This is a genomic window from Rhodovulum strictum (genome assembly GCF_009649175.1).
Lineage (GTDB): Bacteria > Pseudomonadota > Alphaproteobacteria > Rhodobacterales > Rhodobacteraceae > Rhodovulum > Rhodovulum strictum.
Map to the genome: position 1 here is coordinate 1 of NZ_WJPO01000024.1, position 14,419 is coordinate 14,419.

The 14,419-nt window shown below is 67.7% G+C and carries 11 protein-coding genes; 6 read left to right on the top strand and 5 right to left on the bottom strand.

Annotated elements, in window-relative coordinates; translation table 11 throughout:
* Positions 1-14: 14 nt before the first annotated feature.
* The 4 genes from GH815_RS19235 to GH815_RS13855 all read right to left on the bottom strand — a co-directional run bounded on the left by GH815_RS19235 (position 15) and on the right by GH815_RS13855 (position 2,158).
* On the bottom strand, positions 15-377 hold the full coding sequence (locus GH815_RS19235) for a DUF4172 domain-containing protein (protein WP_343030883.1): 363 nt from the start codon (positions 375-377) through the stop codon (positions 15-17).
* A gap of 75 nt (positions 378-452) precedes the next feature.
* Positions 453-623 carry a hypothetical protein gene (locus tag GH815_RS13845; RefSeq protein ID WP_153749369.1) on the bottom strand — a complete coding sequence of 57 codons (171 nt, stop codon included), beginning with the start codon at positions 621-623 and terminating at the stop codon, positions 453-455.
* Between the two features lie 139 nt (positions 624-762).
* Positions 763-1,197, bottom strand: a complete 435-nt coding sequence (locus GH815_RS13850) for a hypothetical protein (RefSeq protein WP_246176442.1) — start codon at positions 1,195-1,197, stop codon at positions 763-765.
* 241 nt (positions 1,198-1,438) lie between these two features.
* The gene (locus GH815_RS13855) at positions 1,439-2,158 is read right to left on the bottom strand and encodes a ParA family protein (RefSeq protein WP_153749371.1); all 720 of its coding nucleotides are present in this window, start codon (positions 2,156-2,158) and stop codon (positions 1,439-1,441) included.
* A 586-nt stretch (positions 2,159-2,744) separates the two neighbouring features.
* On the opposite strand from GH815_RS13855, the gene GH815_RS13860 reads away from it, so the two are divergent.
* Genes GH815_RS13860 through GH815_RS13870 form a run of 3 tightly spaced genes read left to right on the top strand, consistent with a single transcriptional unit; the run spans position 2,745 to position 7,648 of the window.
* Entirely contained in the window at positions 2,745-3,335 is a 591-nt protein-coding gene (locus GH815_RS13860; RefSeq protein ID WP_153749372.1) for a helix-turn-helix domain-containing protein, read from the top strand.
* Positions 3,322-5,673, top strand: coding sequence for a relaxase/mobilization nuclease domain-containing protein (locus GH815_RS13865; RefSeq protein ID WP_153749373.1), 2,352 nt, complete (start codon positions 3,322-3,324; stop codon positions 5,671-5,673). The genes GH815_RS13860 and GH815_RS13865 overlap by 14 nt, the downstream gene beginning before the upstream one ends.
* Complete coding sequence (locus GH815_RS13870) at positions 5,666-7,648, top strand: type IV secretory system conjugative DNA transfer family protein (protein ID WP_153749374.1); 1,983 nt, start codon at positions 5,666-5,668, stop codon at positions 7,646-7,648. Before GH815_RS13865 ends, GH815_RS13870 begins: the two co-directional genes overlap by 8 nt.
* A 250-nt stretch (positions 7,649-7,898) precedes the next feature.
* On the opposite strand, the gene GH815_RS13875 is transcribed toward GH815_RS13870, so the two are convergent.
* A complete protein-coding gene (locus GH815_RS13875) occupies positions 7,899-8,342 on the bottom strand; it encodes a thermonuclease family protein (RefSeq protein ID WP_343030884.1) in 444 nt (147 codons plus the stop codon).
* 365 nt (positions 8,343-8,707) lie between these two features.
* Here GH815_RS13875 and GH815_RS19240 point away from each other — a divergent pair, with 365 nt between their 5' ends.
* From GH815_RS19240 to GH815_RS13890, 3 genes are read left to right on the top strand one after another with little or no spacing between them, the layout of a single operon-like run.
* Positions 8,708-9,340, top strand: a complete 633-nt coding sequence (locus tag GH815_RS19240; protein ID WP_246176443.1) for a hypothetical protein — start codon at positions 8,708-8,710, stop codon at positions 9,338-9,340.
* A complete protein-coding gene (locus GH815_RS13885; protein ID WP_455363783.1) occupies positions 9,258-10,679 on the top strand; it encodes a Y-family DNA polymerase in 1,422 nt (473 codons plus the stop codon). The genes GH815_RS19240 and GH815_RS13885 overlap by 83 nt, the downstream gene beginning before the upstream one ends.
* Positions 10,676-13,978, top strand: coding sequence for an error-prone DNA polymerase (locus tag GH815_RS13890; protein ID WP_153749376.1), 3,303 nt, complete (start codon positions 10,676-10,678; stop codon positions 13,976-13,978). Before GH815_RS13885 ends, GH815_RS13890 begins: the two co-directional genes overlap by 4 nt.
* The last annotated feature ends 441 nt before the right edge of the window (positions 13,979-14,419 follow it).

Sequence of the window (14,419 nt, forward strand, 5' to 3'; positions counted from 1 at the left end):
AATCCGTGACCGGATCAGATCGGAATTACTGACCGGATGTTATCGGAATCGCTGACCGGATGAGCCCGGAACGCACATGCTGGTGCACCGTTAGCCTTCTGCCCGAACTGGCGGCGCAAGGAGGACTGCACGCCTGCGCGGTCCGGCACCTCGCCCGCGATCAAGCTGGTGCGGATTGCCTCTTCGCTCTGGCGTTCTATCCGCAGCCGGTCGCACTCTCCGCCGGTCACATGGCGGACCGCCCCAGAATTCCTCCAGACGACGAACGGAACCATCGCTCGAGAGGTTCGACGGCGGCGCTGTCTAGCGGAAGTTCGGCCAGTCAGGGTGCGTCCAGTTCCAGCGCATGAGCTATAGGGACCCATTCCATAACTCATCAGGCGCGCGTCTTTCGGTGGTGCCGATACCCTGAACTGCCTTGGGTCGTCTTTCCTGCGTGCATGCTTGTGCGTTCAGGCGGCCTTGACCATCGGCTCGTAGCGCACCTCGGTCATGGCTTCTTTCAGCCAGGCGGGTTGCAGATCGCCATTGTTCCACTGGTACAGATAGCCAACGAGCGTATCGGTCTTCTTGCAGAGAATCCGCAAGATGGGTTCGCCGGTCAGGCGGGTGTTCGGGGACATGATGCGCTCCTCTTACCTGGACATCAAAACTGGTGAACATGGAGGTCAATGAATACTTGCCGGTCGTGTTAACGGGAGGATTCTGCAGCTGCAAGATTAACCGGAGCATTGCGCGAGGAATTCCCGCGCCGAGTGCAACTTATCTTTTTGGACAGGGTACTTCCGGCAGGCCGGCCTCTTGCTGCAACGCGGCATCTGCCCTGATCTGGACGAGCAGAGCGTCGATTTCGGCCCAGACACGGGGCTCGACCTGGCCACGGATGAGAGTCCATTTGCTCAACACGTCGAGCGGATCATGGGCGCGCAGGAGAGCGGCCAGCGCCTCATGATCGACAGCGAGGGAGGTGCGCGCGCGCCATGCCGTATTCCGGCTGCGCGGTTCGGTCGATGGCGGTACGAACTCCGGTCCGACCTGCCAGTTCCTGACCGCGCGGCGCAGGGCGGCCCGGATGACCTGGGCGGGCGCGACCCCGCAGGCGAGGAGTTCCGCCTCCTGCCGGGCGAGTGCATTCACCCGGATGTCGATCTTTCGCGTGGTGGCCGTGCGCTGAACGGGCGGCGGCATCATGGGCATTGCCGACAAATCCTCGCCGGGGATGGTTCCCGAACGACCAGATGTGCTGCCCGGCGTGATCAGGACCGGCGGCACCGGCCCCGCAGGTTCCGGCGGAGCCGGGTTCTCGGCACCGGTGCGGCACCCCGCCCGCCCTTCTTCTTCCCTTCCCGGGTTTTCTTGTCCCTCCGGCCTCAGCGCGGCGGCATAGGTCGGGTCAGGCCGGGTGATGGTGGGGATCCTCTTCCGCAACGCTCTGACCTCACGCGGCCAGGATGTCGTTGAGGATGTCGGCCGCCTCTTCCAGGGCTTCGACCACGTGGCGTACATGCGGACGCATCAGGGGATTGGGATCGGCCTGCTTCTGCTGGGCCACCGCATGCAGAAGCCCTTTCTCGTCCATCTCCTTGTAGACGTTGCGCCGCATCATGACGGTCTCGATGACCGGGAACCGGGCAATCGCTGCCTCGATCAAGGCCGCATCCGCGCGGGTGGTTTTCTGGTCGACCATGTTCAGGACGACGTGATGGCGCGGCAGGCTCGCCGGATCGTCGACGCGGGAGCGCAGCTTTTCGAACCAGTCGGCGGTCTGCGCGCCGACATCGAGATCCGAGGTCGAGAGCATGACCGGCGTGACGATGTGATCGGCGAGGACTGCGATCCCGTCCGACCATTCGGCACCTACGCCTGCGGTGTCGATGAAGATGAAATCTGCCGCGTCCGCCGCATAGGCCTGCTCGATCCAGTGATCCACGGCCCCGACGGTATCGACCGATACCGAGCGCAGGAGAGGTGATCCCAGACCCGCCGCATCGGCCCGCCTGTGCCAGGCGCCGAGCACCCCGGTGCTGTCTGTATCGATCAGAAGGACCCGGCGCCCGGCTGCCACGGCGGCGCTGATCAAGGCCCGCGAGAGCGTGGTTTTGCCACTCCCCCCTTTCCGGGCCATTGCGGCGATGACCACGAGATTGTCGTTCGGCATGGGTGCGGGCTTTCGGCGAGGATGGTGCAGGCGGGCAAAACAACACGAAAGGCGCTATACGGTTGATTGGCGCGCGTCAAGCAGAAGACACGGTGCGGGCCGCCGAAGCGCGAGGCGCAGAGGACGTGACGCACCCAGCGCAAGACGTTCCGCGGCGCGCGGAGGGCGCGATGCAGAAGACGCGATGCACAAGACGCGGGACGCGCAGCGGACAGCGCGATGCGGGACACAGAAGACGGGTGCCATTCGCCACCCGGCGCAGAGCGCGATGCGCGGAACGCGGAGCGCGGGACGCGATGCAGAATGCTGCGCGCGACATTTGCCACTTGCCAGAGGGCGCGATGCAGAACGCGGAAGACGCGCTGCAAGGGACGCGATGCGCGGCGCAAAGAGCGCACGACGCGGTGCAGGGGACGCGCGACGCGATGCAGAGAGCGCAAGGCGCGGTGCATTTGGCGGAAGACGTGAAATCGGCCCTGTAGGCCGATTTTCTACATTGAGTACAAGACCTTGATGCCTTCTCCGCTTGCGCTGGGAGAAGGCGGGCTTGTACGAAACTGGCAAGAAATAGGAACGTATACTTCACATGGGCAGCAGTCGCAGACTGACCGATCAGGAGCGCCGTCAGGTCGTCCGGGAGCGGGCGAAAGGCGTCTCGGTGCGTGCAATCAGCGCGACCCTGAAGGTCTCGCCCAAGACGGTCTACAACGTGCTCGGCCGTGGTCGGTCCGCCGTATCCGCCAATGACAGCCGCACCCGTGTGCTGACCATGCGGGTTACCGACCGCGACCTTCGCGGCTTCGACGCCGCCCTTGCGCGGCGCGGCATCGCCCATCGCTCGGACGCCCTGCGCTGCCTCATCGTGGCTGCCGACGACATCCTGCGCCCGGATGACGCCATGACAGAGGAGTTGCGGGGGCTGAGCGCGGCACTGAACCGGGTCGGCAACAACGTCAACCAGATCGCCCGGCGCCTGAACGAGGCGAAGCTCAAGGGCGAGCGTCTGCCCTACACGCCCGCCAGCCATACCGAGATCCGCGACCTCGCGGTGCTCGTCTTCGACATGGCCGACCAGATCCAGGAGATGTTCCGCGCACGCCGCCGCGCGCTGGACCTCGAGGTCACCAGGGCCCTCGCCGGTCTGGCGCGGCCCGGGGCGGAGCATGGCGCGGAGTGAGGCCCGCGGCATCGGGCCCGCCCTTTTCGACCGCGACTGGAGCCGGGTCTCCGGCAGCTGGCAGGGGCTTGCCAGGGGCGCGCAGATGGTCCGGGCGGCGCGCGGCTATACGCCGGCCATCTTCAAGCCGATCTCCAAGGGCGGCTGCCATACCGGCGCGCAGCTCAAGGCCCAGCTCACCTATCTGACGACCAAGTCGATCCACATCCTCGACAGCCGCGGCACCCATGATGGCAAGAAGACCCTCACCGGGGCGGAGATTGATCGGGTTGTGCGGCGCTTCGTGAACCAGTGGGGCGAGCGGCACAGCCCCAAGCTCGGCCATACCTCGCATCTGCTGATGGCCTTTCCGGTTGGGACCAGAGGCGAGGAGGTGCGCGCGATCACCGAGGCGATCTGCGAGCGGTTCTTTCAAGGTGAGGGGTCGCATTTCGACTACATTGCTGCAATACACCAAGATCGCGCGCATCCACATGCGCACATCGTTCTGAACCGCCGCAGCAAGGATGGCGAAATGTTCTTTCTCGGGAAGGATCACCACTTCAACTACGACGCCTTCCGGGTGGCGATGGTCGAGGCGGCGCAAGTCCACGGGATCCGGCTCGAGGCGACACGGCGTCTCGACCGGGGGGTCACGACCTACCGCGCCGAGATCGATGAGGTCTACAAGGCCCGTGACGAGGGCCGGCCACCGGTCGAGCGTCAGCGCATGGGCGGCGATCTGGCGGCAGCCCTCCAGACGGTGGCGCGCAATGCGCTGACCTATCGGGGGCTGGCTGTCGAGGCGTCCCGGTCGAACTTCGATGACGTGGCCGAGGCGCTCGCGCGGGCCAGCACCATCCTTGCCAGTGGCGGTCAGATCCAATCTGATGGAGCCATCTACATGTCCAAAGACGAAACAGCGTTCGACACGCTGATCACCGAGTTTTCCAGGAACGTCCGTCAGATCGAGACGGCGATCGACCGGGCGCCGGCCGCCGAGCGGCCGGAGATCGAGCGCAAGCTTACCGATGTCCTGGCCTCTGTCGCGCATCTCAACCCGCTCGGGGATCGCTCGGCCGCACTGCTCGATGCGCCATCCCGGGACGGCGTCTACGCCCGGGCCAACATGCGCGAGGACCAGTTAGTGCGCCTCGACGACGATGCGGTGAAGGCACGTCTCACCGAGGCGCTGCAAGGTACCGGCATCGATCCCGAGGCCGTTGCCGCCCGCATGCGGGAGGGTGCGGGAAATGCAGCACTCGAACGGCAGTGGCTGGCGCAGGATCTGCGCGCCATCGCCAGGGCCGGCGATCTCGATCTGGAGAAGGGCGAGGATCGCGAGGAAGCGCTCGACCGGCTGGAAGCCGTTCATGTCCGCCTGGGTGACGTCCTGACAGACGCGCGCATCCTGCGGGCGCTTGGCGATGTGGAAAAGACGGACGACGCCGAGGTTGCGCTGGCCTCGCGTCTGACGTTGCCGGAACGCGATCTCACCGAGGCGCGCCCGGACGTCTTTGCGCCGTCCGAGCGGCAGGACTTCCAGCAGCTGGTCGCTCAGTTCCGCCGGACGGATTTCAACTACCCATTCTCGGATGATCCCTCAGTCCGCCGGGCAGGGGCAATCGAGGTGGAAGAGGCCCGTGCCGCCTTCAACGCCTATGCCCAGCGATCGCCCGACCATGCCGAACTGGCCTCGATGGCCTGGGACAAGATCACCGACAGCCGCAAGCCGCAGGAGTTCGCTGTCGAGGAGAAGGACCGCAGGCTTCATGTCGGCGACATGGATCTTGCGTTGCGGGATCCCTACGACCGTTTGGGTCCGATCACTGAGGAGCTTCGTACGATTGCGCGCTACCGCGCTGAAATGCCGGATGGCGATCTCAAGGCGACCATTCAGAAAGAGATTGGTCATCTGCATGCCGAGGGCGCCTCACGCGCCTATATCAGCGAGCGGAGCTTCGACATCGAGGACAAGGCCCGGCAGGATTATGCCGAACGGCGCTTTATGGCCGAGACTGCCCCAGATGTGCTGACGTTCCTGCAGCGGGCCGAGGCCGGGGATATGGAGCCGCTCACCGAGACGGCCGGGCAGCGCCTGGTCGCGCAGATCGACCGCAACCTGTCCCCGAACGCGGTCACCGCCCTGCGTGCTGGCCATGCCGATGTGCTGGAGAAGTTCACCGAGCATCCGCTGCGCCAGTTGGAACTCGCCAAGGCCTATCTCGAAAGCAGTGAGGTTACCGCGCACGGCCCTGCCATGGAGCGGGTGCTGGACGCCCTGGCCGAGGAACAGATCGAGGCGCAGCGCGCGCGTCACGCCGCGGCGCATGGCGAGAAGGGGATCACCCATGGATAAGGGCAGGATCGCGGGCGGGATCCTCAGCCTCACGCTGATCGGTCTTGCCATCGGCTATGTCGTGGCAACGGGCTACCTGACCCTGCGCTACGGGCTCTCGACCGAGCGGATCGATTTCACGCTGCTTGCGCGGGAATACAACGCGTTGGGGGCCAACGCCCCGCGGGATTTCCTCTGGGTGAACCTGATCCTCGGGGTAAGCGGTCTGGCGGCATTCCTGCTCGGCATCACGCTTCTGGGCGAGGCGCTGACCCGGTTCGGCACGACGCATTGGCAGACCCGGGGCGAGATGAAGCGCAACGGGTTCTTCGCCAAGCCGGGCGGCGGCTTCCTTCTGGGCAAGCTCGGCCCCCCGAACTCGAAGCGTCCCTTCCTCGTCTCCAAGACCTTTCCGCATGCGCTGATCGTGGCCCCGACGGGCCGGGGCAAGGGCGTTGGTTTCGTGATCCCGAACCTGCTCACCTACAAGGGCTCAGCTGTGGTGCTCGATGTGAAGGGCGAGAACTTCCGCGAGACCGCGCGCTTCCGCGCCAGCATGGGCGACAAGGTCTTCCGGTTCGCCCCGACCGACTGGGACCGCCCGACGCACCGCTACAACCCGCTGGCGCGCATCGCGGCCATGACCAATCCCGACCGGCAGCAGATGGAGCTGAAGCTCACCGCCAAGCTCTTCCTGCAAACCGACAACGAGAAGCTGAGCGGGCTCCTGGCAGGCGGTATCGATCTCTTCGTCGCGGCGGGCCTTCTGGCCTTCGAGCGCGGGGTGCCCACCATCGGCGAGATCTACCGCATCACCGCCTCCGGCGGCGACAAGCAGAAGGAATACCTCAAGCGCTCCCAGGAGGTGAGGAACAAGTCCGCCAAGCTGATCTTCGAGCGCATGGCGTCGACCAACAACGACACCCTGACCTCTTACCTGTCGCTCCTGATGACCTCGGGTCTCGACACCTGGGACAACCGCGCGATCGACGCGGCGACCGCGACCTCCGACTTCTCCTTCCGGGACATCCGGCGCCGCCCGCATGCGATCTATCTCGTGGTCGAGTCCGAGATGATCCGGCCCCTGGCCCCGCTGATCCGGCTGTTCTTCTCCGACCTGATCGCTTCGCTGCAGGCGCAGGAGCCCGGGGAGGATGAGCCCTGGCCCGTGATGATCATGCTCGACGAGTTCGACCGGCTCGGGAAAATGCCGATCGTGGCCGAGAGCATCAAGACGCTGCGGTCATTCGGCGGCAACCTCGCCATTGTCACCCAGACCATCCCGGCGCTCGACGAGATCTATGGCGAGAATACCCGTCGCTCGCTTCAGGGCGGTGCTGGCGTGAAGCTCTACCTCACCCCGTCCGAGCAGAAGACCATCGAGGAGCTGAGCCAGGCTGTCGGCAAGACCACCAAGCGCGTGGTGACCCGATCCCGCGCCGTCGGGCGTAATCCCTTCGAGGGGCGCAGCGTTTCCGAACGGACCGAGGACACCCCGCTGCTGACCGAGGACCAGGCTCGCCGCATGGATCTGGACGAGGTGATCCTCGTGATCGACGCGCAGATGCCGATCCGGGCACGGCGGATCAAGTATTTCGAGGACCCGGCGCTGAAGGTACTGCATGCCGGCCAAGCCGGGACTTTCCCGTATCCGGATGAAGACGGGCTGCGGCGAGATCGGCAGATTGCGGAAACCCGTGGGACTGTGGAACGGCTGATGCGGGAGCTGATGGCCGTGAAAGCGTCGGGCGCAGTGATGCCGGAGGCGGGGGCCGCCGCGGGATCGGACATCGCGCCGGCTGGTGACGCACGGCTCGAACCGACGAGGTCCTCGCGTGCCCGTGGCCGGGCGGCCCGCGCGCTCGCGGGCGCGGTGAATTCGGAGCCGGCGCCCCTGACGATCGACCTGGACCGGTTGGGCATAGCTGGCGCGGACCAGGCGGGGCTCGTCGCCGCCGTGCAAACCACGCGCTCGATCATTGCGGAATATGCTTGAACGGGTCACCACGCATCCGGGACGCCGGCACGCTTGCGCCGAAGGGGCCGTGATCGGTCATGCCGGTTGGGAACCGCACGGCCGTCAGAACGCGTCCCGGGGTGGCGCGGGAGCTCAGGCTTGCATCGTGAGCGCAAACGCGGCCAGGAGCACGTGATTGTGCCGATTGTCCCGGCGAATTCTTCCACGCCGGGCGATTGCCGTGGGGCGGCCAATCGCTGTGTCCCGCCTGTCCGGTCTGGTCGAGTTTTCAACGCGCGCGACAATAGGGCTTCAGGGGAATGTCGCGCGACTTGTTCGTCTCGAACTTGCGGTAGCGTCCGCCCGAGTAGCGCGGGCAATCCCGCCCATGACCCGCTGCGATTATCGCCGCGCCAATGTCATTTCCATTCGGATCATGGCAGATCCCCACCCAGCGATCATAGCTGCGCTGCCCGTTGAGAATACAGCTCATCATCTTGCCCCGATAGGTGCGCTCCACCCATTCCTTTCCAGCGCGACCGCCACGCTCATTGAGTTCGGGGCTGTCCACACCGTTCAAGCGCACCGCGATGCGTCCACGTGACGAGGCAATCTCGATGGTGTCCGCGTCTCGCACATGAACCAGCCGCCCCTCGATTCTCTGTGCTTCGGCAGTTGTCACGAGGAAGACCAATGCAAGCATTGCCGAGGCGGCACGAATAACCAGGTACACGGAGCACTCCTCAACATGCCGGCAGGGATCAGGAACCGACCGGCGGCTCTCATAGGATATCGGGGGCCAGCGCTCAAGGTCGATGATCTATCTGCCATGACAGAGCAATCCGATCATGCGGCAGCGTCGGCATCTGTTTGCGAGCACAAAGGTCTGCCCTGCCGTCATCCCGATGCAGCGGTGGCGAATCCCTTGTCTGCGCGCCGGCGTTCCCCTATTGTTCTCCTTTGCCCCCACCCCGGTCCGCCGCCGCCGCTCCATGCCCGGCCGCTTGCCGGCCATCGGCGTCGAAAGGTCCGGGCAGCAAGGGGAGAAACCGCTGCCGGAGGGTGAGCAGTCATCACGGGCCAGGAATGCGAACACCGATGCCGGATCCGCTTGCCCTTCGTCCCGCCCGTGTGCACGAGGCCGAGGGGCCGGGCCGTCGGGCCTTTGCGGTGTTCCAGGCCGCGCGCCATCCCGGGCCGCTGGTCTGGATCCTGCCCGCCCATGCCCCGCAGATGCCGATGCCGCCCGGCCTGCCGCCGGGAATCGCCAGCCGTCTGCACCTGGTGCGGCCGAAGGGCGAGACCGACCTGCTGTGGGCGATCGAGGAATCGCTGCGCGCCGCCCCTGTCGGCCTGGTGATCGCCGAGCCGGAAAAGCCCCTGTCGCTGACCGCGGGTCGCCGGTTTCAACTGGCGGCCGAAGCCGGGCAGACCACGGGCCTGATCCTGATCCGCGATGGCGCGGGCAGCAATGCCGCCGAGACGCGCTGGCACTGTGCGCCCCGTGCCGCCGATGCGGCGGACTCGACTCTGCAGTGCTGGTCACGTATCAAGAACAAAAGAGGAACTACGGGACGCTGGATTGTGAACTGGGATGGCGCGTCGGCTGCTTTCGATCTGGTTTCCGCGACTGGCGAGCGACACGAGCCTGCGCCGCCGCCCCGTCCCGGGGCCCTTCGCGCTGACCCTGCGCAGGGGCAATGCCGACCATCTGCACTGCCTGACGCCTGAGGCCGAGGTGCGCGGGCTGTCGCGCGGCATGGCGCTGGCCGATGCCCGCGCGATCTGCCCCGAGCTGGCCACCCGCCCCGCCGATCTGGCGCGCGAGGCGGCGGCGCTGGCCAGCCTGCGCCGCTGGGCGGGGCGCTATGCGCCGATGGTGGCCAGCGACGGGCCGGACGGGCTGATCGCCGACATCACCGGCGTTGCGCATCTTTTCGGCGGCGAGGAAGAGCTGCGCGCCGATCTGCATGCCCGGCTGGACCGCGCGGGGCTGACGGCGGCCAGCGCCATCGCCGACAGCCGCGGCGCGGCCCATGCGCTGGCGCGCCATGGCGGCGGGATCCTGGCCGAGGGCGCGCTGTCCGAAGGGGTCGGGCGGCTGCCGGTCTCGGCGCTGCGCATCGACCATGCGACGGCCGAGGCGCTGGCGCGCGTGGGGCTGACCCGCATCGCCGATCTGACCGCGCTGCCGCGGGCGCCGCTGGCCCGGCGCTTCGGGCCGGGGCTGGTGCTGCGGCTGGACCAGATCCTGGGCCATCAGCCCGAGCCGGTGGCCGCGGCCCCCGATCCCCCGCATTTCGGGGTGCGGATGACCCTGCCCGAGCCGATCGGGTTGCAGGCCGATGTGATGGCGGGACTGGGCCGCCTGCTCGAGCGGCTTTGCCGGACGCTGGCCCTGCATCAGCGCGGCGCGCGGCGGCTGCGGCTGGAACTGCGCCGGGTGGATCGCGGCGTTGCCCATGTCGAGATCGGCCTGGCCCGCCCGCTGCGCGACCCCGACCGGATCGCGGCGCTGTTCGTCAAGGGCGTGCAGGAGATCGACGCCGGTTTCGGCATCGACGCGCTGCGGCTGAGCGCGCCCGTCACCGAACCGCTGGCGCCCGAGCAGATCGGCGGTGGCGGCGCGGCGGTGCGGGGCGAGGATGCGCTGGCCGACCTGGTCTCGCGGCTGGGCAACCGGATCGGCTTTGACCGGGTGCTGCGCCTGCTGCCCGCCGACAGCCGCATCCCCGAGCGCAGTTTCCTGATCGCCCCTGCCGCCTATAGCGCCCCCGCCCCGGAACCGCCGCGCCGCGGTCCCGCCCGGCCGATCACGCTCTTTCCGCCCGAGCCTGTCAGTGCGGTTTCCGGCCACCCGCCCGCGCGGTTTCGATGGCGGCGGATGGAGTTCGCCACGCTGCGCGCCATCGGCCCCGAACGCATTGCACCGGAATGGTGGCTGGACGATCCGGCCTGGCGCACGGGGCTGCGCGATTACTGGCGGATCGAGACGAAACAGGGCCCGCGGCTGTGGCTGTTTCATACCCCGCTGGCGCCCGGCTGGCAGGTGCAGGGGGAATTCGCATGACCCGCTATGCCGAGCTGTGCGTCACCACCAATTTCACCTTCCTGACCGGCGCCTCGCATCCCGAGGAACTGGTGGTGCGCGCCGCCGAACTGGGGCTGGACGCCATCGCGATCACCGACCGCAATTCGGTCGCGGGGGTGGTGCGGGCGTTCTCGGCGCTGAAGGAACTGGCGCGGCTGGCGGATGAAGGCCCCGCGATCCGCTCGCAGCGGGTGATGGACCATTCCAGCCGGCAGAGCGTCGCGGCGGGCAGCGCGGCCATCGCCCGGGCCGCGATGCTGCCGAAGCTGATCGTGGGGGCGCGGCTGGTGCTGGCCGACAGCCCGGTGGAGTGGCTGGCGCTGCCCACCGATGCCGCCGCCTGGTCGCGGCTGACGCGGATGCTGTCGCTCGGTAAGCGGCGGGCGGCCAAGGGTCAATGCCACCTGACCCGCGCCGATCTCGAGGAATGGGGCGAGGGGCTGATCCTGATCGCGCTGCCCCCCGACCCGATGGAGCACGCCACCCCTCCGGACCTGCGCCGCCTTGCGCGCCGCTTTCCGGGGCGCTGCTTTCTGGGGGCGGCGCCGCAATATGACGGGCGCGACCAGGCCCGGCTTGACCGGCTTGCGGGGATGGCGCAGGCGACCGGGATGCCGATGGTGGCGGTGGGCGAGGTGCTGATGCATCGCGCCGCCCGCCGCCCGCTGGCCGATGTGCTGACCTGCCTGCGCGAGGGCTGCACCATCGACAGCATCGGCACCCGGCGCCTTGCCAATGGCGAAAGGCGGCTGAAATCGGGGGCCGAGATGGCGCGGCTGTTCCACCGCTATCCCGCCGCGATCCGCCGCACGCTGGAAATTGCCGATGCCTGCGCCTTCCGGCTGGATGACCTGCGCTATCAATACCCGGACGAGGCGCTGAACGGCGAACCCGCGCAGGACCGGCTGGAACGGCTGACGCGCGAGGGGCTTTCGTGGCGCTATCCCGAAGGCCCGCCGCCGAAGATCGTCGCACGCGTCGACAAGGAACTGACCCTGATCCGCGAGGTCGGCTATGCGCCCTATTTCCTGACGGTGCACGACATCGTGGCCTTTGCCCGCTCGAAGGGGATCCTTGCCCAGGGCCGCGGCTCGGCGGCCAATTCGGTGGTCTGCTACCTGCTTGGCATCACCGAGGTGCCGCCCGAGTCCATCACCCTGATCTTCGAACGCTTCATCTCGAAAGAGCGCGGCGAGCCGCCCGATATCGACGTGGATTTCGAGCATGAGCGGCGCGAGGAGGTGATCCAGTGGATCTATGACCGCTACAGCCGCGAACGCGCCGGGCTGACCGCCACCGTGATCCATTTCCGAAGCCGCGCCGCGATCCGCGAGGTGGGCAAGGTCATGGGGCTGAGCCAGGACGTGATCGCGCGGCTGTCGGGCCAGATCTGGGGCTGGTCCGCGACCGCGCCGGGCGAGGACCGGCTGCGCGAGGCCGGGCTCGATCCCGCCGACCATCGCGTGATGCTGGCCACCCGCCTGATCGCCGAGATCATCGGCTTTCCCCGCCACCTTTCCCAGCATGTCGGCGGCTTCGTCATCACCCAGGGTCGGCTGGACGAGTTGTGCCCGATCGAGAACGCCGCGATGGAGGATCGCACCATCATCGAATGGGACAAGGACGATATCGACGCGCTGGGGCTGATGAAGGTGGACATCCTTGCGCTGGGGATGCTGACCGCGATCCGCAAGGCGTTCGGGCTTCTGGAAATCCACCGCAAGCGCCGCCTGACGCTGGCCAATGTCCCGCCCGAGGACCGGGCGGTCTATGACATGCTCTGCCGGGCCGATGCCGTGGGTGTGTTCCAGGTCGAAAGCCGGGCGCAGTTGAACTTCCTGCCCCGGATGCGGCCGCGCAAGTTCTACGACCTGGTCTGCGAGGTCGCCATCGTCCGCCCCGGCCCGATCCAGGGCGGCATGGTGCATCCCTTCCTGAACCGCCGCATGGGCCGCGAGCCGGTCGAGGATCTGGGCCCCGCGATGATGGAGGTGCTGGGCCGCACCTATGGCGTGCCGCTGTTCCAGGAACAGGCGATGCAGATCGCCGTGGTCGCCGCGGGCTTCACACCGGCCGAGGCCGACCGGCTGCGCCGCAGCCTTGCAACCTTCAAGCGGATGGGCACCATCGGCGGTTTCCGCGACCGGTTCGTGTCGGGGATGCTGGAGCGCGGCCATGATGCCGGTTTCGCCGAACGCTGCTTTGCCCAGATCGAGGGCTTCGGCTCCTACGGGTTCCCCGAAAGCCACGCGGCCAGCTTTGCACGCCTTGTCTATGTCTCGGCCTGGCTGAAATGCCACCACCCGGCGATCTTTGCCTGCGCCCTGCTGAACAGCCAGCCGATGGGCTTCTACGCCCCCGCGCAGCTTGTCCGCGACGCGCGCGAGCACGGGGTCGAGGTACGGCCCGTCTCTGTCAACCATTCCGACCGGGACTGCACGCTGGAGCCGCGCTCGGACGGGGCGCTGGCGCTGCGGCTGGGGTTTCGCCAGATCAAGGGCCTGCGCGCGGAGGATGCCGCCTGGATCGCCGCCGCCCGCGGCAATGGCTACCCGGATGTCGAAAGCCTGTGGCGCCGGGCGGGGGTCGGGCCGGAGGCGCTGGAACGGCTGGCCGAGGGCGACGCCTTTGCCGCCCTGGGCCTTGCCCGCCGCGATGCGCTCTGGGCCGCGCGCGCGTTGCGGGCGCCTGCGCCGCTGCCGCTGTTCGGCGCGGATGGCGAGGGCGGCGCGGAGCCCGCGCTCGAGCTGCCGGCGATGACGCTGGGGCAGGAGGTGATCGAGGATTACCTGTCGCTGCGGCTCTCGTTGCGCGCCCATCCGCTGGAACTGCTGCGCCCGGCCCTGCCCGAAAGCCTGCCCCATGACCGGCTGGCCGGGGCGAGCGGCCGCGTCACCGTCGCCGGCCTTGTCATCACCCGCCAGCGGCCCGGCACCGCCTCGGGCGTGATCTTCGTGACGCTCGAGGACGAAACCGGCGTGGCGAATGTGGTGGTCTGGACGCGGGTCTACGAACGCTTCCGCCAGGCCGTGATCGCCGGGCGGCTCTTGCGCGTCACCGGCCGGATCGAACGCGACGGCCCGGTGGTGCATGTCATCGCCGAACAGGTCGAGGATCTGTCGCCCCGGCTCGCCACCCTCGGCCGACCGGTGCCGATCCCCGCCAATGACGGTCGCGCGGATGAGACCCGCCGCCCCGCAGGCGGCAGCCTGCGCCCCTCGGCCCGCCACCCGCGCGACCAGGCCAGGCGCCTCTTTCCCAGCCGGGATTTTCACTAGGGCCTGCCGCGCCCCCGGCCTCAGTCGACCGATGCGCCGGGCATAGGCCGGGAGCTTCCCGGCGCGAGGCCCTCAGCCAGGGACAGCCGCGGTCACGAAAGGTCTTGTCCGATCAAAAGTCGAGACGGAAGTGTTCCCGCAGAGATCAGCGGCGCTCTGCATCGCTGGCCGCCGTGCTCAGGAAGCGACAGGCGCACTTGGGCGACACCGAGCAGGGCGGACGAGCAAGGTCGGCGCTCTCCGGACATCGGCCGCTGCTTCCGTTGCCGCGGTGCGGCCCGTCACTCCAGCCATTCGCTGCGCCTTCGAAGCCGGGGTCCGGCGAAACAATGCCGCGCGGTGTCTTTCGGATATCCAACAAAACCGTCAGATGTCGGAGCCCAGCCCTCTCTTTTCGGCAGGAAGCTTAGAGCGTTGTCCCAGCAAACTGAATCGTTGGGG

Bases quoted from the DNA above. Each gene is read 5' to 3' on its own strand.
- GH815_RS19235 (WP_343030883.1), bottom strand. From the start codon at position 377: ATGAGTTATGGAATGGGTCCCTATAGCTCATGCGCTGGAACTGGACGC.
- GH815_RS13845 (WP_153749369.1), bottom strand. From the start codon at position 623: ATGTCCCCGAACACCCGCCTGACCGGCGAACCCATCTTGCGGATTCTC.
- GH815_RS13850 (WP_246176442.1), bottom strand. From the start codon at position 1,197: ATGCCCATGATGCCGCCGCCCGTTCAGCGCACGGCCACCACGCGAAAG.
- GH815_RS13855 (WP_153749371.1), bottom strand. From the start codon at position 2,158: ATGCCGAACGACAATCTCGTGGTCATCGCCGCAATGGCCCGGAAAGGG.
- GH815_RS13860 (WP_153749372.1), top strand. From the start codon at position 2,745: ATGGGCAGCAGTCGCAGACTGACCGATCAGGAGCGCCGTCAGGTCGTC.
- GH815_RS13865 (WP_153749373.1), top strand. From the start codon at position 3,322: ATGGCGCGGAGTGAGGCCCGCGGCATCGGGCCCGCCCTTTTCGACCGC.
- GH815_RS13870 (WP_153749374.1), top strand. From the start codon at position 5,666: ATGGATAAGGGCAGGATCGCGGGCGGGATCCTCAGCCTCACGCTGATC.
- GH815_RS19240 (WP_246176443.1), top strand. From the start codon at position 8,708: ATGCCGGATCCGCTTGCCCTTCGTCCCGCCCGTGTGCACGAGGCCGAG.
- GH815_RS13890 (WP_153749376.1), top strand. From the start codon at position 10,676: ATGACCCGCTATGCCGAGCTGTGCGTCACCACCAATTTCACCTTCCTG.